Annotated in this window: 16 protein-coding genes; 13 read left to right on the top strand and 3 right to left on the bottom strand. The window is 73.7% G+C overall.

Features of this window, described 5'->3' with window-relative positions; all coding sequences use genetic code 11:
* Positions 1–391 precede the first annotated feature (391 nt).
* On the top strand, positions 392–1,114 hold the full coding sequence (locus P2424_RS26245) for an RNA polymerase sigma factor (RefSeq protein ID WP_276479138.1): 723 nt from the start codon (positions 392–394) through the stop codon (positions 1,112–1,114).
* Between the two features lie 293 nt (positions 1,115–1,407).
* A complete protein-coding gene (locus P2424_RS26240; protein ID WP_276478178.1) occupies positions 1,408–2,493 on the top strand; it encodes a hypothetical protein in 1,086 nt (361 codons plus the stop codon).
* Between the two features lie 277 nt (positions 2,494–2,770).
* On the opposite strand, the gene P2424_RS26235 is transcribed toward P2424_RS26240, so the two are convergent.
* Positions 2,771–3,658, bottom strand: a complete 888-nt coding sequence (locus P2424_RS26235) for a L,D-transpeptidase family protein (protein WP_276479137.1) — start codon at positions 3,656–3,658, stop codon at positions 2,771–2,773.
* Between the two features lie 202 nt (positions 3,659–3,860).
* Here P2424_RS26235 and P2424_RS26230 point away from each other — a divergent pair, with 202 nt between their 5' ends.
* Complete coding sequence (locus P2424_RS26230; RefSeq protein WP_276478177.1) at positions 3,861–5,348, top strand: amidase; 1,488 nt, start codon at positions 3,861–3,863, stop codon at positions 5,346–5,348.
* A gap of 222 nt (positions 5,349–5,570) precedes the next feature.
* The gene (locus P2424_RS26225; protein ID WP_276478176.1) at positions 5,571–5,942 is read left to right on the top strand and encodes a VOC family protein; all 372 of its coding nucleotides are present in this window, start codon (positions 5,571–5,573) and stop codon (positions 5,940–5,942) included.
* A 46-nt stretch (positions 5,943–5,988) separates the two neighbouring features.
* Here P2424_RS26225 and P2424_RS26220 read toward each other — a convergent pair whose 3' ends face one another.
* The gene (locus P2424_RS26220; RefSeq protein WP_276478175.1) at positions 5,989–7,332 is read right to left on the bottom strand and encodes a polysialyltransferase family glycosyltransferase; all 1,344 of its coding nucleotides are present in this window, start codon (positions 7,330–7,332) and stop codon (positions 5,989–5,991) included.
* On the bottom strand, positions 7,332–8,408 hold the full coding sequence (locus P2424_RS26215) for a glycosyltransferase family 2 protein (RefSeq protein ID WP_276478174.1): 1,077 nt from the start codon (positions 8,406–8,408) through the stop codon (positions 7,332–7,334). The genes P2424_RS26220 and P2424_RS26215 overlap by 1 nt, the downstream gene beginning before the upstream one ends.
* Positions 8,409–8,682: 274 nt before the next feature.
* Between P2424_RS26215 and P2424_RS26210 the strand changes: the two genes are divergently transcribed.
* From P2424_RS26210 to P2424_RS26170, 9 genes are all read left to right on the top strand, one after another.
* Complete coding sequence (locus P2424_RS26210; protein ID WP_276479136.1) at positions 8,683–10,128, top strand: DUF6716 putative glycosyltransferase; 1,446 nt, start codon at positions 8,683–8,685, stop codon at positions 10,126–10,128.
* A 161-nt stretch (positions 10,129–10,289) separates the two neighbouring features.
* Entirely contained in the window at positions 10,290–11,600 is a 1,311-nt protein-coding gene (locus P2424_RS26205) for an acylneuraminate cytidylyltransferase (protein ID WP_276478173.1), read from the top strand.
* Positions 11,601–11,789: 189 nt separating this feature from the next.
* A complete protein-coding gene (locus P2424_RS26200) occupies positions 11,790–12,785 on the top strand; it encodes an N-acetylneuraminate synthase family protein (protein ID WP_276478172.1) in 996 nt (331 codons plus the stop codon).
* A gap of 261 nt (positions 12,786–13,046) precedes the next feature.
* Positions 13,047–14,264 carry a hypothetical protein gene (locus tag P2424_RS26195; protein ID WP_276478171.1) on the top strand — a complete coding sequence of 406 codons (1,218 nt, stop codon included), beginning with the start codon at positions 13,047–13,049 and terminating at the stop codon, positions 14,262–14,264.
* A 206-nt stretch (positions 14,265–14,470) separates the two neighbouring features.
* Positions 14,471–15,799, top strand: a complete 1,329-nt coding sequence (locus tag P2424_RS26190) for an amidohydrolase (protein WP_276478170.1) — start codon at positions 14,471–14,473, stop codon at positions 15,797–15,799.
* 494 nt (positions 15,800–16,293) lie between these two features.
* Positions 16,294–17,325, top strand: a complete 1,032-nt coding sequence (locus P2424_RS26185; RefSeq protein WP_276478169.1) for a BMP family ABC transporter substrate-binding protein — start codon at positions 16,294–16,296, stop codon at positions 17,323–17,325.
* A 371-nt stretch (positions 17,326–17,696) separates the two neighbouring features.
* The gene (locus P2424_RS26180; protein ID WP_276479135.1) at positions 17,697–19,388 is read left to right on the top strand and encodes an ABC transporter ATP-binding protein; all 1,692 of its coding nucleotides are present in this window, start codon (positions 17,697–17,699) and stop codon (positions 19,386–19,388) included.
* Positions 19,385–20,521, top strand: a complete 1,137-nt coding sequence (locus P2424_RS26175; RefSeq protein ID WP_276478168.1) for an ABC transporter permease — start codon at positions 19,385–19,387, stop codon at positions 20,519–20,521. The genes P2424_RS26180 and P2424_RS26175 overlap by 4 nt, the downstream gene beginning before the upstream one ends.
* Positions 20,518–21,810: an ABC transporter permease gene (locus P2424_RS26170; RefSeq protein ID WP_276478167.1), complete on the top strand. Its 1,293-nt coding sequence runs from the start codon at positions 20,518–20,520 to the stop codon at positions 21,808–21,810. Before P2424_RS26175 ends, P2424_RS26170 begins: the two co-directional genes overlap by 4 nt.
* Positions 21,811–21,812 lie beyond the last annotated feature (2 nt).

Below are 21,812 nucleotides of genomic sequence, written 5' to 3'. Positions count from 1 at the left end.
CGACCGGGGCCGCCACCCCCCACAGGAGAGACCCCGGCCGCCGTCGGACACGGGCTCACTACGCCAGCGGCTTGCCCGTACTCTCCTCAGCGCCACCGCCTCGCAATGTGTTACGCGCCACGCCGCAACCGTTCGCGGGCCGCCGTTCCGCGCTCACCGCGGAGTCCGGATGCTGACGGTGGGCTACCGCATCCTCACGCACAGCGCGCTGCCGCCCCGCCTCTCCCTTCGGCATGGACGAGCGTGCACACTTGGCCTTAGCGTGCTGCTCGCGCCGCGCCGGGTGGACCGAACCCGGCAGCCGGGACGCGAAAATCCGGCGGCCGGGATGCTGACTCCCGGCAACGGCGCACAGCACAGACACCTTCGCGGAGTGGGGCGAGAGACGGGCGTGCAGGGGGACGACGCGGAGCTGACCGCTGCGGTGCGTGCGGCGCAGGAGGGGGACGAGTCCGCCTTCCGCACCGTCTACCGCTCGGTGCACCCGCGCCTGCTCGGCTACGTGCGCACGCTGGTGCCGGAAGCCGACGCCGAGGACGTGGCCTCCGAGGCGTGGCTGCAGATCGCCCGCGACCTGCCCCGCTTCCACGGCGACGCGGACCGGTTCCGCGGCTGGGCGGCGCGGATCGCCCGCAACCGGGGGCTGGACCATCTGCGGATGCGCGGCCGCCGCCCCGCCGTCGGCGGTGACGAGAGTGAGCTGACCGTCCTGCCGGCCGGCACCGACACGGCGGACGAGGCGTTGGAGGCGCTGGGGACCAGCAGCACGATGGCGCTCATATCGCAGCTCCCCCGCGATCAGGCCGAGGCGGTCGTGCTGCGGGTGGTCGTCGGGCTGGACGCCAAGAGCGCCGCGCAGGTGCTGGGAAAGCGGTCGGGCGCGGTGCGGACGGCCGCGCACCGCGGCCTGCGCAGACTGGCGGAGCTGCTGGAGGAGGGGGCTCTGGGCCCGTCCGGCGACGCGGTCGACGGCGCGGGCGGGACGGCCGTGGCCGACGGCCCCGCCGGTCCGGGCTCCGGGTCCAGGCCGGGCGGTGGCATGGCGAAGGGCAGGACACGCGGCATGGCGCGCGGTGTGACGCATAAAGCCACCCGAACGCTGAGGGAAACGTGATGGCGGACGACCGGTACAGCTGGCTGGATGAAGAGACTGCGGAGCGCTTGCTGCGCGGCCTGCCGGTCGAAGCCTGTGAAGACGGCAGACCGGGTTCCGGTTCCGGGCCGGCCGCCGAGGCGCGGGGTGCCGAGCCGGAGGGCGACTCGTCCGCGGAGCACGGATCCCCCGCCGGGGGAAGGGAATCCGCCCCGGCCCCGGAGCACGCGAACCCCGCGAGCGGGCACTCGGCACCCGCGAACTCCACTGCTCGGACCGGGCGTTCGGGTCGAAGAGCCGGGGGCCGTCTCGACGTGCCCTCACCCGACTGGTTCCGCGAGGCCGACCGCTGTACGGCGGCCCGGCTCGCCGCAGCACTGGACGAGCTGTCCGCCGCTCACAGCGCGCCCCCTCCCACCGCGCCAGGCACCACCCCGGTCGAACTCCCCGGCGAGGCCGCGGCGCTGGACGCTTTCCGCGCCGCCCGGGTCGCTGCCCGCTCCGGCGGCGCCTCCGCGGTCGCGCCGGCGGGCGCGCTCGGCGGCGGCGGGGCGCTGGGCAGTGCCCGTAGCCGAACCCGGCACATCCTCACGGGCCGACCCCTGCGGGCCGGATTCGCCGTCGCGCTGGCGGGCTGTGCGCTCGGCGGGGTCGCGGTCGCGGCCGGTGCGGGCGTGCTGCCGACCCCGTTCTCGAGCGGCGACGCACCCGCCGTCAGCGCCTCCCCGGCCGCCAGTTCGGGGTCCGAGAGCGCGGAGGAGGGCGGCGGCAGCGGTGCAACGCCCGGCCGGGACAGCGCGGGCGAGCGGCACGGCGGCCGCGACCGGTCCGCCGGGCCCGGCGCCGGCAGCGGGGAGGACGGAGACGGCGGGGGCGCCGACGGCGGCAAGGGGAGCGGTCAGGACGGCTCCTCCCGGGATCTCGCCGACGGCGGCACCGGGGGCGACCTGGGCGGCAACGGTCCCTGGAGGGACAGGCCCGGTGGCACCTTCCCCGGCGGGGGTGGGCACCACGGCGGCCACGACGGCTCCCGGAAGGAAGCCATCGCCGAGGCGCTGTGCAGGGCGTACGCGGCGGACAAGCTGGAGACCGACGACCGCCGCAAGCTGGAACGCGCCGCGGGTGGCCGCGCCGTGGTGCGGAGGTTCTGCGCCCGGCACGGGGAGAGCGACAGTTCCGGCGGAGGCGGCGGAGAGAGCGCCGGCGGTGGCGGCGGGCAGAGTACCGGCTCGGGCGGCGGCTCGGGGGAGAGCGCCGGCGGCGGCGACGGCGGTGCGGACGGCGGTTCCGGCGGTGCGGACACCGGCGGTTCCGGTGCGAGCGGGGGCGGCGTGCCGTCCGAGCCCTCGGATCCGGCACCGAGCACGACGGCCACGACGGCCGCACCGACGCGGCGGTGACGACGGCCGCACCGACGCGGCAGTGACCGGTGCCACACGGTTCACCCGGCCGACGGTGTGACACTTTCGCCGGGCACGGCGCTGAAGAGAGTGAGCCGACTGGTCATCGGCGGCGCGGTAAGCCCGAGGTTCCCCCCGTACCTCTGGGTTCGCGCGATGGCGCGGGCGGGACACGTTCCCCCGGTCCCGCCCGCGCCCCCTCACTCCCTCGCTCGTCCCCGGCTGTTCGCGCGGTGGCCCGGTGCGCGGGCGGGGCGTTCTGTCGGGCGGGGCGCCGTCACTTGTAGACCACGACCTTGTCGCCCGGGCGGATCTCCGCGAAGACCTTCGCGATCTTCTTCTTGTCCCGCACGTTCACGCACCCGTGGGACGCGCCCGCGTACCCGCGGGCGGCGAAGTCGGAGGAGTAGTGCACCGCCTGGCCCCGGCTGAAGAACATCGCGTAGGGCATCGGGCTGTCGTAGAGGGTCGAGTGGTGGTGCCGGCTCTTGAAGTCGACCGTGAACCGGCCCTCGCGGGTCGGTGTGTAGGCCGAGCCGAACCGCACGTCCATCGCGGTGCGCACCTTGCCGTCGACCATCCACGCGGCGGTGCGGCTCGTCTTGCTGATGCACAGCGCGCGCCCCGTGGTGCAGCGCGGGTCCGGCACGGCCAGTGGACGGCTGGTGGGCGGGTGCAGTTCGGTGCGGGTGGGCTCGTGGGTGCGGGCCCGCAGCGCGCTCAGCACCGCGTCGGTGACCTTGCCGGTGCGGGGCATGCCGCGCCGCTGCTGGAACGCGGAGACCGAAGCGGCCGTCACCGGGCCGTAGTAGCCGGTCGGGTTGCGGTCGAAGTGGCCCAGTTGCCGCAGCCGCGCCTGGAGTTCGCGTACGTGCGCGCCGCGTGCGCCGGGTGCCATCCGCACCGTCTGCGCGGCCGGTCGCGCGGCCTTGGGCTGCTGCGGCCGGGTGGGCTGCGCGGGCCGGGCCGGTGCCGAGCGCTTCGGCTGCGTGGGCGCCGGTGCGGGCGGCGGCTTCCCGGCCGCCTTCTGCGGGGCCTTGGAGATCCGCACGGACGGGCCGCTCGCACCGTCCTTGACCTCGCATCCGGCGAGCGCCCCCGCCGTCAGCAGCACTGCGGCCGAGGCCGCCGCACCGCGCACGGCCGTTGCTCCCCTCCTGTGCATCCCCACCCCCGGAGGTTCGACAGGTGTACGGGTCCATCACTGCCCAGCCCGCCGCCCCGTGAACCCGCTGCCGGGCCTGCCGACCGCCCGGGCGACGAGTGCCCCGCCCGGTTTTGTTACTGGCGGGTTTAAAACCGGGTGCGGATCGGGGACAGTAGGCGCAGGCGAGACCGACGACCGACGAGCAGCCCGCGAGGTGTCCATGTCGACAGGAACCGGGACGGGGTCCGCCGAACAACCACAGCCCCGCCCCCAGCATCCCCCGCCCGCCCCCGGGGGCGGCGGCATCGGGCCGGAGCCGCTGCCCGGACTCGCCCGGGCCGCCGCTGCGCTCGCCGCGGGCGAGACGACCTCCCGGGCCCTGACCGAACAGGCGCTCGCCCGGATCGAGGCCACCCAGCCCACGCTGAACGCCTTCCGCCGGGTACGCGCCGAGGCGGCGCTGGCCGAGGCCGACGCCGCCGACCGGGCCCGCGAACAGGGCAGCGGCCGGCCGCTGCTGGGCGTCCCGGTCGCGGTCAAGGACGACACCGACGTGTGCGGGGAACCCACCGCGTTCGGCTGCGCCGGAGACTTCCCGGTCAAGACCGCCGACGCGGAGGCGGTGCGCAGACTGCGGGCCGCCGGAGCGATCGTCGTCGGCAAGACCAACAGCCCCGAACTCGGGCAGTGGCCGTTCACCGAGGGCCGCGCCTTCGGCGACACCCGCAACCCCTGGAACCCGGCCCACACACCCGGCGGTTCCTCGGGCGGTGCGGCCGCAGCCGTCGCCGCCGGGCTGGTGCCCGCGGCGCTCGGTTCGGACGGCGCCGGATCGATCCGGATCCCCGCGGCCTGGACGCATCTCGTCGGCATCAAGCCCCAGCGGGGCCGCATCTCCACCTGGCCGGACCCCGAGGCGTTCAACGGCATCACCGTCCTCGGGCCGCTGGCGCGCACCGTCGAGGACGCCGCACTGCTGCTGGACGCCGCCGCGGGGAACCGGGAGGGCGACCTGCACCGGCCGCCGCCCGTGGACGTGCGCGGCGCGCCCGGCCGCGACCCCGGGCGGCTGCGGATCGCACTGTCCACCCGGTGGGCCTTCACCGCCACCCCGAAGCGGCTGGATCCCCGCGTCGACACCGCCGTGCGCGCCCTGGCCGAACGGCTCGCCCTACTCGGACACGAGGTGGAGGAGGCCGACCCGCACTACGGTCCGATCGGGCTGACGTTCCTCCCCCGCGCCACCGCCGGCATCCGCACCTGGGCGCAGCGCACCCCCGACCCCGGGCTGCTGGACCCGCGCACCCGCGCCGCGGCCCGCACCGGACGGCTGCTGGGCGGCCCGCTGCTGCGCGCCGCCCGGGCCGCCGAGGAGCCGCTGCGCCGCCACGTGGGCCGGATCTTCCGCCGCTACGACGTCGTCCTCGCCCCCACCACCGCCACCCCGCCGCCCCGGATCGGCGATCTGGCCCGGCTGTCCAACTGGCAGACCGACCGCAGGATGATCGCCCACTGCCCGTACGCCTGGCCGTGGAACGTCCTCGGCTGGCCCGGCGTCAACGTCCCCGCCGCCGTGACCGAGCCGGACCGGCTGCCGCTGGGCGCTCAGCTCCTGGGCCCCGCCGACAGCGAACCCCTGCTGGTCTCCCTCGCCGCCCAGCTGGAGGCCGACCAGCGCTGGTACGAACGGCGCCCCCCGGCGGTGTGAGCGCGGCGCGGACGATGGGCGCGGCCCGGCATGGACGGCACCCGCCGGGCGGGGCTTCCGCCGAGCCGTGATGTCCGCCTCCGGCGGCGGGTGCGTGCTCGGCAGGCCGATGCCGCGGGTGTCTGCCAGGCTGGGGGCAGTACCCGGCAGGCGCGCCGCACCGGGGAGGTCCGCAGGGGCCCGGGACCCCGAGGGGCGCGCGACGGCACGAGGAGGGCCGGCATGCCGCTCAATCCCGCGCTCACCTACCGCGACCCCCGCGCCGCCGTCGACTTCCTGCAGGCCGCGTTCGGCTTCGAGCCCGTCCGCGTCTTCGAGGGCGACGACGGTTCGGTGGTCCACGCCGAGCTGCGGTTCGGGGACGGCCTCGTGATGCTCGGCACCGCCCGCGACAGCGGTCTGATGGCCGGACTGGGGCCCGGCGCCGTCTACGTCTCCGTACAGGATCCGGACGCGCACCACGCCCGCGCGGTGGAGGCGGGCGCGGAGATCGTGCTGCCGCCCACCGACCAGGACTACGGCTCGCGCGAGTACGCCGCCAGGGACCCGGAGGGCAACCTGTGGTCCTTCGGCACCTACACCCCCACGGCCTGACCCGCCGCGCCCTCGGCCGCCCCGGTGCTCCGCCCCGCGCCCGGACTCAGCCCAGAGCCGCGCGCTTGAGCGCCCGCGCCCGGCGGGCGACCCGGCGCACCGCACGGTTGCGGGGGACGAAAGCGAACTGGCGGGGCACCGCGCCGGGCAGCGCCAGCACGGTCAGCCGGCGGCGGGTGAAATAGCGGCGGGTCGCCGGGGACAACCGCTCCGCCAAGAAGCGCTCCGCCTCCGGACGCAGCTCCGGGAGCACCCGCGGCTGCATGCAGAACCCGACAGCGCGGACCAGCGCCGCCGGCTCGCCGCGCGGAAGCGGGGCCGAGCCGTCCTGCGAACCGTCCTCCAGACCCGGCAGCAGCGCGTCCACCAGCGTCAACGGCACCCGCTCGGCGCTCTCGTAGGGCGCGAGCCGCTCCAGCAGCGGGCCGGTACCGGCCCGCACCACGGGCAGTCCGTAGAGCGCCGACGCCGTCAGCAGCGCCGTCGAACAGCAGCCCACCACCAGGGCCGGGCGCATCCCCTCGTACAGCACCTCCGCCGGTGTCCGCGGATCCGCCACCATCAGCGCGACGCCGAGCTCGCCCGCCTCCTTCCCCACGGCACGCGGCAGGTCCGCGGGCGCGGCCGGATGCGGCTTGAGGACCACCTCGCGGTGACCGCGCGCCGCGAGCCCGCGCAGCATCCGCACCTGGAGCCGCTCCACCTCGTCCGGGGAGAGCAGCTTCGGCGCGGCCGGCGACGGGCCCAGCAGCAGTGCCGCACCCCGAGGCGCGGTGGCCACCGAAGGCGGCGCCTCCTGCGCGAACTCGGCCACCACCGCACGGAGCGCCTCGGCCGGTACCGGCTCGGCCCGCACGCCGAACTCCGACAGCTGCAGCGGCGCCACACCGGGCACCAGGTCCGGATGGAGCAGCCGGCGCACCCGGGCGCCCACCAGCGGATCCAGCTTGCCGCCGGTGGGACCGTAGCCCGCCAGCCCGCCCGCGTACGCCTCGATCGGCGCGTCCGCGAACAGCTGCGCCACCGCCGCCCCGGGCTCGTCCCCGAGCGTGTCCAGCACGAGCGTGACCTCGTCCTCGGGGCCGTCCCCCAGGTCCCACATCCGGCGCAGATACCGCTCCCACAAGGGGGCGTCGTCCGCGCGCGGCGACCAGCCCGCCGGGTGCAGCGGCCGGATCGTCTCGTTCCACGACAGTACCCGGTCGAAGCGGCCGCGCAGCCGCTCGAAGCCCGGCGCGGTCTCCAGCGCGGGCGCCGTCTCGGGAGTGGCGGCGTTGTTGCTGACCAGCAGCAGCCGCTGGTCGGCCGGTTCGAAGCAGCCCGCGTCGAGCGCCGCCGCCAGGGTGGCGGCGCCGTACAGGGTGCCGGCGAGGAACACCTGTGTCCGCATCAGGCCACCGCTCCCTTGTCGTGCGCGCCGGAACCGGCGGCCTCGGTGGTGTGCGCGCCCGGGTCGACCGCCTCCGGGGCGTCGCCCTCCGCCCCCGCCGTGCGTCCGGGGCGGGCCGGGCGCCTGAGCAGCCGCCGCAGCCGGACGGACCGTTCGCTGTCCATCGAGTCCAGCGCCTCCGACAGCAGCCCGGCGGGCAGCCGCTTGAGCGCCGCCGCGCTCTTCGTCCGCAGCGTGCGCGCCACCGCGGGTTCGTACCTGTCGCTCGTCAGATGGTGCGAGACGAGCGCGCAATAGGTGCGCACCGCCTTGGGCAGCAGCTGCTCGGCGTCCCGGTCCCGCGCGGTCTCCTCGACCACCCGGTCGAAGGCGTGGAGGAAGTCGAGCTGCCGCACGTCCCCGATCCGGGTCAGCGAGGAGGCCACCCCGCGCCGGTAGAAGACACCCAGCAGCCCGACCGCGGCGAACGAGCGCGCCTCGCGGTGCAGCCGCCAGATCCACGGCCGGTCCTCGGCCGTCCGCAGCCCGTCCGTGAAGTGCAGCAACCCCTCGTCCAGCAGCCTGCGGTGGTAGATCCCCGCCCAGGCGTAGGCGTAGTCCACGGACGTGCTGCGGGTCGCGGGCAGGATCGCCGCACGCGGGTCCTCCACCACGCCCCGCCGGCCGTGCGGCACCCGGGCCAGGGTGCGCGAGCGCCCGGTGCACCGGACGTGGTCGGTGCGGACGAAGTCGCAGCCCAGCCGCTCGATACTGGCCACCAGCCGCGGACAGTGGCCGGGCGCCAGCCAGTCGTCCCCGTCCAGGAACGTGACGAACTCGCCGCTCGCCCGGTCCAGCCCCGAATTGCGGGCCGTCGCCAGACCGGCGTTGCGCGCGTGCCGGACCCGGACCACCTGCGCCACGTCCCGGAGATCCTTCTCTGCCCGCTCCAGAATGTCCGGCGTCTCGTCCTGGGAGGCGTCGTCGACCAGAACGAACTCGAAATCCCGACGGGCGTTCGCCCGGAGACTCCGGAGTGTTTCCGGGGCGTATGACTGCACGTTGTAGAACGGCACGATGACGGAGAGCTTGACCACCCGAAGGACCTTAGGGTTCTCGTCCCGCCCCGTCTTGACCTGCGGCGGGCCCGTGAGTGAACGGCGCGTGGCGGGAGGGTGAACGGGCTTTCCCCGCCGCCGCGTTGGGCATTCGTCGGTGTGCTGTTAACCGGCTGTTGCCGTCGCGTTGGGCCGCCTTCCGGAATCCCTTCCTAGCGTCGGGGACGTGCCCTCACGAGAAATCCCCTCCGCAGCGAACACCGCGGCCGCGCCGGCCGGAGCCGCCCCTGGTGGACGGTCGGCGCCCCGCCGGGTGGTCGTCCTCGCGGATTCCGACACCCGGTGGAAATGGGGTGTCCTGACCGCCCGCAGGCTGGCCCCCGAGGCCGCCGTCGACGGACTGCTGCTGCGCGGCCGCGCCACACCCACACCGCGCCAGCTCGCCGAGGTCGGCGTCGCCGTCGAGTCCCTCCGTGAGGTCACGACCGCCGAGTTCCTCCGTGCCGCCACCGCGCCCGGCGCCTACGACGTGGTCGTCCTCGCGTGCGTCGGCGGCGCCGTGCAGGCCATGCTGCACGGGCTGCGGCGGGCCGGGATCGGGAGCGGGGCCGCGGCCGGGGCCGACGGTGCTGCCACCGGCGGAGCCGCTTCCGAGGCGGCCCCCGCCGGAGCCCCGGCGGGCAGCGGACCGGACGGCGAGCTGTCCGCGCGGCGCCGCCCCGTGGTCGTCACCGGCTACGTCGGCGTCGTCTACGAGAAGCTCACCGACGGACTGCTGCTGCGGCACGGTGCCGACCTCGTCCTCGCCAACTCGCCCTTCGACGCCGACCGGTTCCGCGCGGTGTACGAGGGCGTGGGCGCCGACGCCGCAAGCGTGGCCGAGTGCGCGCTGCCGTTCCTGGAGGGGACGGCGGCACCCGCTCCGGCCGAGGCCACCGACGGGCCGTTCACCGTGGTCTTCGCCGTGCAGCCCTCCGTCCCGGCCGGCCGCGCCGACCGCGCCTACCTGCTGCGCCGGGCCGTGCACCACGCGCTGCGCCACCCCGAACGCGAAGTGCTGATCAAACTGCGCAGCAAGCCCGGTGAGCACACCACGCACATCGAGGAGCTCCCGTACCAGAAACTCGTCCGCAAGCTGCCCGGCGGACGCGACGGCGCGACCGGCGGACTGCCGCCCAACTGCCGCCTCGTCTACGGGAACATGGGAGAGATCCTGGACCGGGCGCGGCACACCGGCGGCCTGCTGGTGACGGTCAGCTCGACCGCCGCGCTCGAATCCCTGCACCGCGGCGTACCCACCGCCGTCCTCACCGACCTCGGCGTCCGCGAAGCCCTGGGCAACCACTACTTCACCGGCTCCGGCTGCCTGGCCTCCTGGGACGAACTCGACGACGGGCTGCTCCCGGAAGCCGACGAGAAGTGGGTGCTGCGGCAGGGCGTGCGCGGCGGCGACGGCTTCGCCGCGGCCCGCGACCGGGTCGCCCGCCTGGTCGGCCGCGCGGCGAGCGGCGGACTGCCGCCCCTCGCGCCCTACTACACCGCCCGCACCGCCCCCGGCTACCTGCCCGGCATCCTGCGGCGCTACGGGCTCGAAGAGGACGGATCTCCGGGCGCCGGAAGCCCCACCGAGACCGCCGACGGCCTCGGCGCCGCCGGTCGCGGTGCCGTCCGGCGCGTCGTCCGCGAGGCGGCCCGGGGCGCCTACCGGCACGGGGTCCAGCGCGTCGCCCCGCTGATCCGGAAGGCGGGCGAACTGTGACTCCGCCACCACGCGACAGCGCCCCGTCCGGTGCCCGTTCCGTGCCGTCGTCCGGTGCTTCCGTGCCGCCGGCTGCGCCGCAGCCCTCGTCTCCGGACGCGCCGCCGGGTGCGCCCGGCGGCGCCGCCCCGTCCGCATCCTCGCCCGACCCAGGAGCCAGCATGTCCCCAACCCCCGCCGTGCTCGCGGTGATACCCGCCCGGGGCGGGTCGAAGGGCGTAGCCGCCAAGAACCTCGCACCGGTCGCGGGCGTTCCGCTCGTCGCCCGTGCGGCACGCGAGTGCCTCGCCGCGCGGAACATCACCGATGTCGTCGTCTCCACCGACGACCCCGCCATCGCCGAGGCGGCCCGCTCCGCCGGAGCCGAGGTCGTCGACCGGCCCGCAGACCTGGCCGGCGATCTGGCCAGCAGCGAGACGGCCGTCCTGCACGCCATGGACGTCTACGAGGAGCGGCACCGGCGACCGCTGCAGACCGTGCTGCTCGTGCAGTGCACCAGCCCCTTCCTGGTACGGGAGGACGTCGAGGGGGTGGCGGCGGCCGTCATCGAGGACGGCGCGGACAGCGCCCTGACCGTGGCGCCGTTCCACGGCTTCGTCTGGCGCGACGGCGACACCCCGGCGGCCGCGTCCGGTGACGCCGCGGCTGCCGCGTCCGGTGACGGTGATGCCCCTGGCGAGGTGCCCGGAGCTGCCTTCGGGGCGGCCTCCGGCGCGGCAGGGGCCTCCGGCGCCGACGGCAGCGCGTACGGCGTCAACCACGACCGGGCCGTACGCCCCCGGCGCCAGGACCGGCCCGAGGACCTGCTGGAGACCGGCGCCGCCTACGCCATGGACGCCATGGGGTTCCGCGAGTCCGGCCACCGGTTCTTCGGGCGGACGGCCGTCGTCCGCACCGACCCCGCCCGCGTCCTGGAGGTCGACGACCCGCACGACCTCGCCCGAGCCCGCCTGCTGGCGCCGCTGCTGGACGCGCACCGCGACGGTCCGGGCGCGCTGCCGAGGCGGGAGGACGTGGACGCCGTCGTACTGGACTTCGACGGCACCCAGACCGACGACCGCGTCTGGATCGACGCCGAGGGGCGGGAGACCGTCGCCGTCCACCGCGGAGACGGACTCGGCATCGCCGCGCTGCGCCGTGCGGGCCTGGAGGTGCTGATCCTCTCCACCGAGACCAACCCGGTCGTCGCTGCCCGCGCCGCCAAGCTGCGGCTGCCCGTACTGCACGGCATCGACCGCAAGGACCTGGCGCTCAAGCAGTGGTGCGAGGAGCGGGGGATCGCGCCCGAGCGGGTGCTGTACGCGGGCAACGACGCGAACGACCTGCCGTGCTTCGCACTCGCCGGATGGCCCGTCGCCGTTGCGGACGCCCACGACGTGGTGCGGGCCGCCGCCCGTGCCGTCACCACCCGGGGTGGGGGAGCGGGAGCCGTCCGCGAGATCGCGGGGTGGTTGGTGGGGGCCGAGCTGTGAGGGGGGTGAGGGGCGGGCGCAGGCTCTGCGCCTTGGTTGGGCCCACCCACAAAGGAAGCCCGCCGGAGCCCCGACGCCCCCCACCCGCCGCCTCCTGACCAGCGCAAACCGTACCCGGATCGGCGCACTCGGCACCCCGTGCAGCGCCTGACGACCTTTTGCACACACCAGAGAAAGAAACTCCCGGAAATGGTGAACATGACCAGCAACGCCCAGCACACCGACGCCCGCCGCGACCTCCACGGCGTCTCCCGCATCCGCAACCTCGGCACCCGGACGGTCGGCCCCGGCCACCCCGTCTACGTCACCGGTGAGATCGGCATCAACCACAACGGCGACCTGGACAACGCCTTCGCCCTGATCGACGCCGCCGCGGAGGCGGGTTGCGACGCGGTCAAGTTCCAGAAGCGGACTCCGGAGATCTGCACCCCCCGTGACCAGTGGGATCTGGAGCGGGACACCCCGTGGGGCCGGATGACGTACATCGACTACCGGCACCGTGTCGAGTTCGGCGAGGACGACTACCGCGCCATCGGCGAGCACTGCGCCGAGCGCGGCATCGACTGGTTCGCTTCCCCGTGGGACGAGGAGGCCGTCGCCTTCCTGGAGAAGTTCGACGTACCCGCGCACAAGGTGGCCTCCGCCTCCCTCACCGACGACGATCTGCTGCGCGCGCTGCGCGCCACCGCGCGGACGGTCATTCTCTCCACCGGCATGTCCACGCCCCAGCAGATCCGGCACGCGGTGGAGGTGCTGGGCAGCGAGAACATCGTGCTCTGCCACGCGACCTCCACCTACCCGGCCAAGGCCGAGGAGCTGAACCTGCGGGTGATCCACAGCCTGCAGGACGCCTACCCGAACGTCCCGATCGGCTACAGCGGCCACGAGACGGGCCTGCAGACCACGCTGGCGGCGGTCGCTCTCGGCGCTGTCTTCGTCGAGCGGCACATCACCCTGGACCGCGCCATGTGGGGCTCCGACCAGGCGGCTTCCGTCGAGCCGCAGGGCCTCCAGCGTCTGGTGCGGGACATCCGCACCATCGAGGAGTCCCTCGGTGACGGCGTGAAGAAGGTGTACGACAGCGAGCTGGCGCCCATGCGCAAGCTGCGCCGCGTCAAGGGTGTCGTGGCCGAGGGCGCGGAGGCCGCGGAGGAGACGGGGGCTCGCGAGCCGGTCACGGTCTGAGGCGGACGGGCACCGCCTGTACGGGCACCGGCCCGTACAGGCCCCAGGCCCCCGCCCGGCCCGCCCCCGGCGGGCCGGCCCAGGCCGGTGCCACACCCCTGGTCCCGGCTCGCACGGACAGCAGCCCCGCACCCCGCACCTCTCACCCACCCCCGCTCACCCACCCCCGCTCACCCACCCCCGCTCACCCCACCCCCCGACCCCGCACAGCGGAACGGAGCGTATGCGCACATGTCCCGTAGCCGCTCCGCATCAGGAGCGATGAGCCACTCCGGCCCCGCCGCACATGCCGCGGCCCGCCCCGCCGCCGACCGCGCCCCGGACCGTGCGTCCAGTCAGGGAGCGGGGCCGGCGGTCCGGGCCGCTGCCGACCCCGGGGGCGGAGCCAACCCCGGGACGCGGGACGGGGCTCTCGCTTTCGTCGAGAGCCCCGTCCAGCTCCTCAACGTGCTGGAGTGGGCACACAACCATCCGGCGCCCGATGCGGTGAGTCCGCTCGCTCTCGTCGTGCTGCCCCCGCACGATCCGATGACCCGCGGGCAGTTGCGGCGGATGGCGGAGCTGGCCCGTGACGAGGGGATCGGGGTGAGTTGGCAGGAGGCCAGGGACGGCCTGGGTGGCGCGCTCAGCAGCCTGCTCGCGCTGGCCCGCAGGGTGCGCAGAGCCCGCACCCTGGTGATCGGCGACCCTTTCTCGCGGTACGTGCAGCTGCTGCTGGCTCTGACGCCCGCGCGCGCCGAGCGGCGGATCACGGTGGTGGACGACGGTACGGCCACCATGGAGTTCGTCTCCCAGCTGGCTCAGGGGGAGCGCTTCGTACGGTGGCATCGGCGCGGGGTGCGGGGAGGGGTGCGCGGACTGCTGTTCGCGCCGGTCTCGCGCCGGGCACGGCGCCGTCTCACTCCGCGCCAGGACGGCTCCCGCCCGGTCGAGGTGTTCAGTTCGATGCCGGTGGAGCCTCCCGAGAACGTGATCGTGACGGCGAACGAGTTCGCGTGGACCCGCGCCCGGTTCGGTCCGCCGCGTCTGACCCGGGGTGCCGACCTGGTGGGCACCTCGCTCGTGGAGACGGGTGTGGTGGACACCGAGCGGTATCTGGAGGCGGTCGCGTCGCTGGCCCGTGCCTATGGTGCCACCCGGTACTTCGCCCACCGCCGGGAGAGCAGCGAGAAGCTGCAGCAGGTCACGGCTGCCACCGGGTTGGAGATCGTCCGCCCGGATCTGCCGCTCGAACTGGTCGCCCGCCGCGGGCCCGTCGGCAGGACCATCCTGAGTTTCCCCTCCACCGTCGTCCACACCCTGCCGCTGGCGCTCGCGGGCACGGCGGTGACCGTGGCGGTGTGCGACGTCGACCCCGCCTGGCTCACGCGTACCGCCTCGCCGCGCGCCCAGGGCTTCCTTGCGGGGGTCACGGGGACGGCCCGGGGGGTGCGCAGGCTCCCCTCGACGCTGCCCGCCCCACCGGGCCGGAGCGTATGAGCCCAAGGCGGCACCGCCGCACGCACTGCCCTGCGCTGCTGCTCTCCCTCCCGGTCGGCCGGGAGGCCGCACAGGGAAAATTTCGCAGGTATACCCAACCGCATAGGGACATAACCGCCGCCCAGCCTAGATTTTCTTCCCCTGAGAGGTTGAACTTTGCTGGATCTCTGGTCAGTTGCGGTGTCAAGGGGCCTACTCTTCGGACCATGAACGAACTCCTGTCCCCTGCAGTACCGGAGGTAGACGCACGCGAGGCCGCCGGCGTACTTCCCGAGCTGCCCGGCCGGCTGACCGATCCCCTCCGCCGTGAGCTCATCGCCTTCCGTCGCGATCTCCATATGCACCCAGAGCTGGGCAACCAGGAGTTCCGCACGACCAAGGCGATCAAGGCCCGGCTGGAGCGTGCCGGGCTGCGCCCCCGGGTGCTGGCCATGGGCACCGGCTTGATCTGCGACATCCACCCCGAGCCCGGCCCGGGGGCCGACCAGCAGACCGCCGAGCAGCAGGCCGCCGGGCAGAAGGGTGCCGCGGTGCCGCAGGCGGCGGGTCCTGCCCATGCGGCCCCGCCCATGCTGGCCCTGCGCGCGGACATCGACGCACTGCCGATCCCGGACACCAAGGAAGTGCCCTACCGCTCGACGGTGCCCGGCCGGGCCCACGCCTGCGGGCACGACGTGCACACCACCGTCGTACTCGGCACCGGTCTGGTGCTGGCGGAGCTGGCCAAGGCCGGTGCCCTGCCCCGTCCGGTGCGGCTGCTGTTCCAGCCCGCCGAGGAGGTGCTGCCCGGCGGTGCCGCCGACGCGGTGGACTGCGGAGTGCTGGACGGCGTCGGCTCGATCCTCGCCGTGCACTGCGACCCGCGGGTCGACGCGGGCCGGATCGGGCTGCGTGCCGGGCCGATCACCTCGGCCTGCGACCGGCTGGAGGTGGTGCTCACCGGCGCCGGCGGGCACACCGCGCGGCCGCACCTGACCACCGACCTGGTGACGGCGGCGGCGAAGCTGGCCACCGAGGTGCCGGCGCTGCTGGCCCGGCGGGCGGACGCGCGCTCCGGCCTGTCGCTGACCTGGGGCCGGATCGAGTCCGGGCACGCGCCGAACGTGATCCCGCAGCGCGCGGAGCTCTCCGGCACGCTGCGCTGCCTGAATCTGCCGACCTGGCGGGAGGCTCCGGATCTGGTGCACGAGGCCGTCGACGAGGTGGCGACGCTGCACCGGGCCAAGTGCGAGCTGACCTACGTACGCGGGGTACCGCCGGTGGTCAACGAACCGTCCGCGACCGCGCTGCTGCGCGAGGCGATGGCAGCCCGCTCGGGCGCCGCTTCCGTGGAGACGACGGAGCAGAGCCTGGGCGGGGAGGACTTCTCCTGGTATCTGGAGCACGTCCCCGGCGCGATGGCCCGGCTCGGGGTGCGGCCCGTCGGCGACCGCCGCAGCCGTGATCTGCACCAGGGCGACTTCGACGCGGACGAGTCCGCGATCACCACCGGCGTCGAACTTTTCACCGCCGCCGCGCTGCTGCACCGTTCCTAGCCCGCCCACCCGGGGCCGCGACCCGGCCTCCCGGACCGGCGAACCGAGGACCGGAACGCACCACGGACTCCGGCGCCACCCGCGCCACCCACGGACTCCGGCGCCATCCGCGCCACCCGCGCGCCGCTCGGCCGTTCCGCGCCACCCGCGCCGCTCACCCGGCCCCGCCCGCGCCGCCTCACCCGGCCCCGCCCCACTCGGCAGGGGCCCGGGGAGCACCCCACCCGCTGCCCGGCGGCGGAGTCCGGGCAGCGACCCGGCTGTAGTCCCGCACGGTGCCGCACATTTCGCCCTTACCTCGGGGCAGGGGAAATTCCGCACCGCCACAAAAAGGTCAAAAACGTACATCAGGGCGTCGTTCGCGACGATCCGATAACAGCGGTTCCCGTCTTCTTCTGCTGGAAATCTACGCGCGTTAATCTGTGGCCGTCTCAAGGGCCGGAACCCGAACTGCGGGGCCGGAACCGGTGCTCCACGATTCGAAGGGGACCCTGTTGCGTCGGGTAACAAAACTGGCTGCGGCGGTCACGGCCACCGCGGCTCTCGCACTGACGGCCACCGCGTGCGGTGAGAGCTCTACGGAGTCGGGTGGCAAGAAGAACAAGGGCGTCGGACTCGCTTTCGACGTCGGCGGTCGGGACGACCACTCGTTCAACGAGGCGGCGGCCCGCGGCACGGACAAGGCCGAGAAGGAACTCGGCGTCAAGACCAAGGAGATGACCGCCGGCAACAACGAGACGGAGGAGACCCGCGAGCAGCGGCTCACCTCGCTCGCGAAGGCGGGTTACAACCCGGTCATCGGCGTCGGCTTCAACTACGGCAAGTCGGTCAACAAGGTGGCCAAGGACTTCCCCGACACCACCTTCGGTGTGGTGGACGAGCAGTCCCACGCCAAGAACGTCGTCGGGATGACCTTCGCCGAGAACGAGGCTTCCTACCTGGTCGGCGTGGCCGCTGCCAAGAAGACCAAGACGGACAAGGTCTCCTTCATCGGCGGCGTGGACAACGCGCTGATCCAGAAGTTCGAGGCGGGCTACGTCAAGGGCGTCAAGGACACCGACCCGAAGATCAAGGTCGAGGTCGACTACCTGTACAAGGAGTCCGACAAGGGCTTCAACGACCCGGCGCGGGCCAAGAACATGGCCAAGGGCATGCTCTCCCGCGGCAACGACGTGATCTACACGGCGGCGGGCCAGTCCGGCGCCGGCTCCATCGAGGAGATCAGCAAGAAGAAGGGCGCCTGGGCCATCGGGGTCGACTCCGACCAGTACCGGCAGAAGGGCCTGGGCAAGTACAAGGACGCGATCCTGACCTCCTCGGTCAAGAACGTGGACGTGGCCGTCTTCGAGCTGATCAAGAGCGTCAAGGACGGCAAGCCGCTCACCGGCAACCAGACCTTCTCGCTCAAGGAGAAGGGTGTCTCGGTCGCCACCTCCGGTGGCTTCATCGACGACATCAAGGACGACATCGACAAGGCCACCGAGAAGATCACCTCCGGCGAGGTCAAGGTTCCGACCCGCCCGTGACCCGGTGGAGGCGGCACCGTACGCAGCCCGGCACAGCCGCGGCGCGTACGGTGCCGCCCCCGTCCGCCTCGTCGAGGCGTCCCGTCCGCGGTGCCCCGCGGTACCCGTCCCCGTAGGCAGTGCCCCGGGCACCCGTCTCCGTACGCAGTGCCCCGGCACTCGTCTCCGCATCATGAGCCGTCGTGCCCGCACGGCGGAACCATGCCGTCCGGCCCGGCGCGCGCAAGCGCCCCGGAGCCGGTAGCCGCCGGTCCGCGGACCGGCCGGCCCCAGCGCCAGCAAGGGAGCGCGTCAGTCAAGTGTCCAGCGAGTCCAGCGGCAGCAGCGGCGAGCCGTCCGAGGCGGGTCAGGCGCCCGCGGCGGCCGTCGAACTGCGCGGCATCACCAAGCGGTTCCCGGGAGTGGTCGCCAACCGCGACATCGACATCCGGGTCGACCGGGGCACCGTGCACGCCCTCGTGGGTGAGAACGGCGCCGGCAAGTCCACCCTGATGAAGATCCTCTACGGCATGCAGCGGCCGGACGAGGGCACCATCAGCATCGACGGCGACGAGGTCGCCCTGCACAGCCCGGCGGACGCGATCGCCCGCGGTATCGGGATGGTGCACCAGCACTTCATGCTGGCCGACAACCTCACGGTGCTGGAGAACACGGTGCTGGGCGCCGAGCGGCTGTACGGCATCGGCTCCCGCGCCCGCAAGAAGATCAAGGAGCTGTCGGACGCCTACCAGCTCGGCATCCGCCCCGACGTCCTCGTCGAGGACCTGGGCGTGGCCGACCGGCAGCGGGTGGAGATCCTCAAGGCCCTCTACCGCGGCGCCCGCATCCTCATCCTCGACGAGCCGACGGCCGTGCTGGTCCCGCAGGAGGTCGACGCGCTCTTCGCCAACCTGCGCGAGCTCAAGGCCGAGGGCCTGACCGTGCTGTTCATCTCGCACAAGCTGGGCGAGGTGCTGTCCGTGGCCGACGCGATCACGGTGATCCGGCGCGGGACGACGGTCGCGTCCGTGCGGCCCGAGGAGACGACGCCCAAGCAGCTCGCGGAGCTGATGGTGGGCAGCGAACTGCCGTCGGCCGAGACCCGCGAGTCGACCGTCACCGACACACCGATGCTGCACGTGGACGGGCTGCACCTGTCGGCCGCCGACCCCGACGGCGGCCGCCGCACCGTGCTGGACGGCATCGGCTTCACCATCCACAAGGGCGAAGTGCTCGGCGTCGCCGGCGTGGAGGGCAACGGCCAGGCCGAACTGGTCGAGGCCATCATGGGCATGTGCGACCCGGACGACGGGCTGATCACCCTGGACGGCCAGGACATCTCGCACGCCCCCACCCGGCACCGCCGGGAGAGCGGGATCGGCTACATCCCCGAGGACCGGCACCGGCACGGGCTGCTGCTGGAAGCGCCGCTGTGGGAGAACCGCATCCTCGGGCACGTCACCGAGAAGCCCAACTCCAAGGGGCCGGCGCTCGGCATCCCCGGCGCACCCCAGCTGCTGGCCCTGGGCCAGGCGCGGGCCGACGCCGAGCGGATCGTCGGTGAGTACGACGTGCGCACGCCCGGTATCGAGGTGACCGCCGCCAGCCTCTCGGGCGGCAACCAGCAGAAGTTCATCGTCGGCCGCGAGATGAGCCACGACCCCAAGCTGCTGATCGCCGCGCATCCCACCCGGGGTGTGGACGTCGGCGCCCAGGCGCAGATCTGGGACCAGATACGCACGGCCCGCCGCGAGGGCCTCGCCGTCCTGCTGATCTCCGCGGACCTGGACGAGCTGATCGGCCTCTCGGACTGCCTGCGGGTGATGTACCGGGGCCGCCTGGTGGCGGACGCCGATCCGGCGACGGTCACCCCGGAGGAGCTGGGCTCGGCGATGACCGGCGCGGCCACCGGTCACCTGGAGCACCAGGAGGACGCCGCGGGCGAGCCGGAGGACGACCGTCCGCCGCGGGACACCGACGGCGCGGACTCCGCGGACGCCCCGCGGACCGCCGCAGCCGACACCCCGCGGGACGCCGCGCAGACCGACTCGTCGACCGACCCGGAGAGGGGAGGCGACAAGTGAGCCGCCTCAAGGACAAATTCAGCGCCCAGGCTGTGCTCCAGGCGCTGGCCGCGCCCGCGCTCGCCCTGCTCGCGGCGTTCGCGCTCTCCTCCGCCGTCATCATGGCGACCGGCAAGGACCCCTTCCACGCCTTCTACGTGATGGTCGACTTCGGCTTCAAGAGCGACAGCCAGGTCTGGATCATCAACAAGGCGATCCCGTACTACCTGTCGGCGGCCGCCGTGGCCATCGGCTTCCGGATGAACCTGTTCAACATCGGCGTGGACGGGCAGTACCGGGTGGCCGCCTTCTTCGCCGCGGTCGTCGGCGGGGCGCTGGCGCTGCCCGGCGTGCTGCAGATCCCGGTGATCATCATCACCGCGATGGCGGTCGGTGCGCTGTGGGCGGGCATCGCGGGCGTGCTCAAGACCACCCGCGGGGTAAGCGAGGTCATCACCACGATCATGCTGAACTCCATCGCGGGTTCGCTGATCGGCTACTTCCTCTCCGAGAACAAGCTGGGTGTGAAGGACGGCAACCTCTTCCACACCCCGACCATCCCCGACTCGGGCCGGTTCTTCCTCATCCCGACCACACCCGACCCGATCTACGGCACGGTGATCATCGCCGCCGTCATCGGGCTGGCGTACTGGTTCGTGCTCGGCCGCACCCGCTTCGGCTTCGACCTGCGTGCCGTGGGCCGCAGCGAGTCGGCTGCCGCCGCCAGCGGGGTCAGCGTCCGCCGGATGGTCGTCACCAGCATGCTGCTCTCCGGCGCGGTCGCGGGCCTGGTCGGTATGCCGACGCTGCTGAACAAGTCCTTCAGCTACGGCACCGACTTCCCCACCGGCGTCGGCTTCACCGGCATCGCCATCGCCCTGCTGGGCCGCAACCACCCGATCGGCATGGCGCTGGCCGCGCTGCTCTGGGGCTTCCTCGAACGCACCGGCATCCAACTGGAGTTCGAGGGCTACGAGCAGGAGATCGTCGGCGTCATGCAGGGCGTCATCGTGCTGTGCGTCGTGATCGCGTACGAGATCGTCCGGCGCGTGGTGCTGCGCAGGCAGCAGAGCGCGGTGGGCGCCGAGCTGAGCGCCCAGAACACCCCGAGCACGGAGAGCACCCAGGCAGAGAAGGCGGGGACCACCGCATGAGCACCACCACGTCCGCGCCGAAGAAAGCCCCGGCGTCCGCATCCCCGCGCGGCAAGCGCAAGCTCTCCTACCCGGTCGTCCTGCTCCTCGTCGCCGGTGGGCTGCTGCTGCTCTCGCTCGTCCGCGTCATCACCGGGGACGTGCAGCTCAGCAACAGCCAGCAGTTCTCCTCCGCGCTCGGCGCCGCCGTCCCCATCGGACTGGCCGGCCTCGGCGGGCTGTGGGCCGAACGCGCCGGCGTCATCAACATCGGCCTCGAGGGCATGATGATGCTCGGCACCTTCGCGGCCGGATGGATGGGCTGGCAGTACGGCCCGTGGGCCGCCGTCCTCGCCGGGATCATCGGCGGCGCGCTGGGCGGGCTGCTGCACGCGCTGGCCACCGTCACCTTCGGCGTCGACCACATCGTCTCCGGTGTCGCGCTCAACATCCTCGCGCTGGGCCTGGTGCGCTACCTGGCCAAGCTGTGGTTCGGCGCCACCGGCAGCGCCGCGGCCGAGGCCGGGGGCAACGACAAGCAGTCGCCGCCCATGGACAGCATGTCCACCTTCTCCGTACCCGGCCTCGCCGACGGACTGGGCAGCATCGAGAAGCACCACTGGTTCCTCGTCTCCGACCTGGCGGGCATCCTGCGCGCCCTGGTCGACGACGTCTCCTGGCTCACGGTGCTCACCGCGCTGCTGTTCGTCGGCAGCTTCTTCGTCCTGTGGCGCTCCTCGTTCGGGCTGCGGCTGCGCTCCTGCGGCGAGAACCCGGTGGCGGCCGAGTCGCTGGGCGTGAACGTCTACTTCTACAAGTACGCGGCGCTCACCATCTCCGGAGCGCTGGCCGGGCTCGGCGGCGCGTTCCTCGCCGTCGGCGTGCACATCTACCAGGAGAACCAGACCGGCGGCCGCGGCTACATCGGCCTCGCCACCATGATCTTCGGCAACTGGCGGCCCGGCGGTGTCGCCATGGGCGCCGGGCTGTTCGGCTTCATGGACGCGCTGCGCGTCGTCGGCGGCGGCACCACCGTGCACGCCATGCTGCTCCTGATGGCCGTGCTGCTGGTGGGGCTCGCCGTCTGGAAGCTGCGCACCGGCCTGCGGGGCGCCCGTATCCAGGCGGCCGTCAGCCTCGTTATCGCCGTGCTGCTCGTGCTGTGGTACGCGCTGACCGACACCGTGGCACTGGAGTTCGTCGAGATGACGCCGTACGTCACGACGCTGCTGGTGCTCTCCCTCGCGGCCCAACGCCTCCGTGCGCCACGCGCGATCGGCAAGTCGTACCGACGAGGCGAGGGAACATAACC

It is taken from the genome of Streptomyces sp. WMMB303, from assembly GCF_029351045.1.
Taxonomy (GTDB): Bacteria; Actinomycetota; Actinomycetes; order Streptomycetales; family Streptomycetaceae; genus Streptomyces.
The sequence above is the reverse complement of the archived record's forward strand: the minus strand, read 5'-3'. Positions and strand labels throughout refer to the sequence as shown.

What these genes read in the sequence shown, in the direction of transcription:
- P2424_RS26235 (WP_276479137.1), bottom strand. Translation starts at nt 3,658, where the DNA reads ATGCACAGGAGGGGAGCAACGGCCGTGCGCGGTGCGGCGGCCTCGGCC.
- P2424_RS26230 (WP_276478177.1), top strand. Translation starts at nt 3,861, where the DNA reads ATGTCGACAGGAACCGGGACGGGGTCCGCCGAACAACCACAGCCCCGC.
- P2424_RS26225 (WP_276478176.1), top strand. Translation starts at nt 5,571, where the DNA reads ATGCCGCTCAATCCCGCGCTCACCTACCGCGACCCCCGCGCCGCCGTC.
- P2424_RS26220 (WP_276478175.1), bottom strand. Translation starts at nt 7,332, where the DNA reads ATGCGGACACAGGTGTTCCTCGCCGGCACCCTGTACGGCGCCGCCACC.
- P2424_RS26205 (WP_276478173.1), top strand. Translation starts at nt 10,290, where the DNA reads ATGTCCCCAACCCCCGCCGTGCTCGCGGTGATACCCGCCCGGGGCGGG.
- P2424_RS26200 (WP_276478172.1), top strand. Translation starts at nt 11,790, where the DNA reads ATGGTGAACATGACCAGCAACGCCCAGCACACCGACGCCCGCCGCGAC.
- P2424_RS26195 (WP_276478171.1), top strand. Translation starts at nt 13,047, where the DNA reads ATGAGCCACTCCGGCCCCGCCGCACATGCCGCGGCCCGCCCCGCCGCC.
- P2424_RS26190 (WP_276478170.1), top strand. Translation starts at nt 14,471, where the DNA reads ATGAACGAACTCCTGTCCCCTGCAGTACCGGAGGTAGACGCACGCGAG.
- P2424_RS26170 (WP_276478167.1), top strand. Translation starts at nt 20,518, where the DNA reads ATGAGCACCACCACGTCCGCGCCGAAGAAAGCCCCGGCGTCCGCATCC.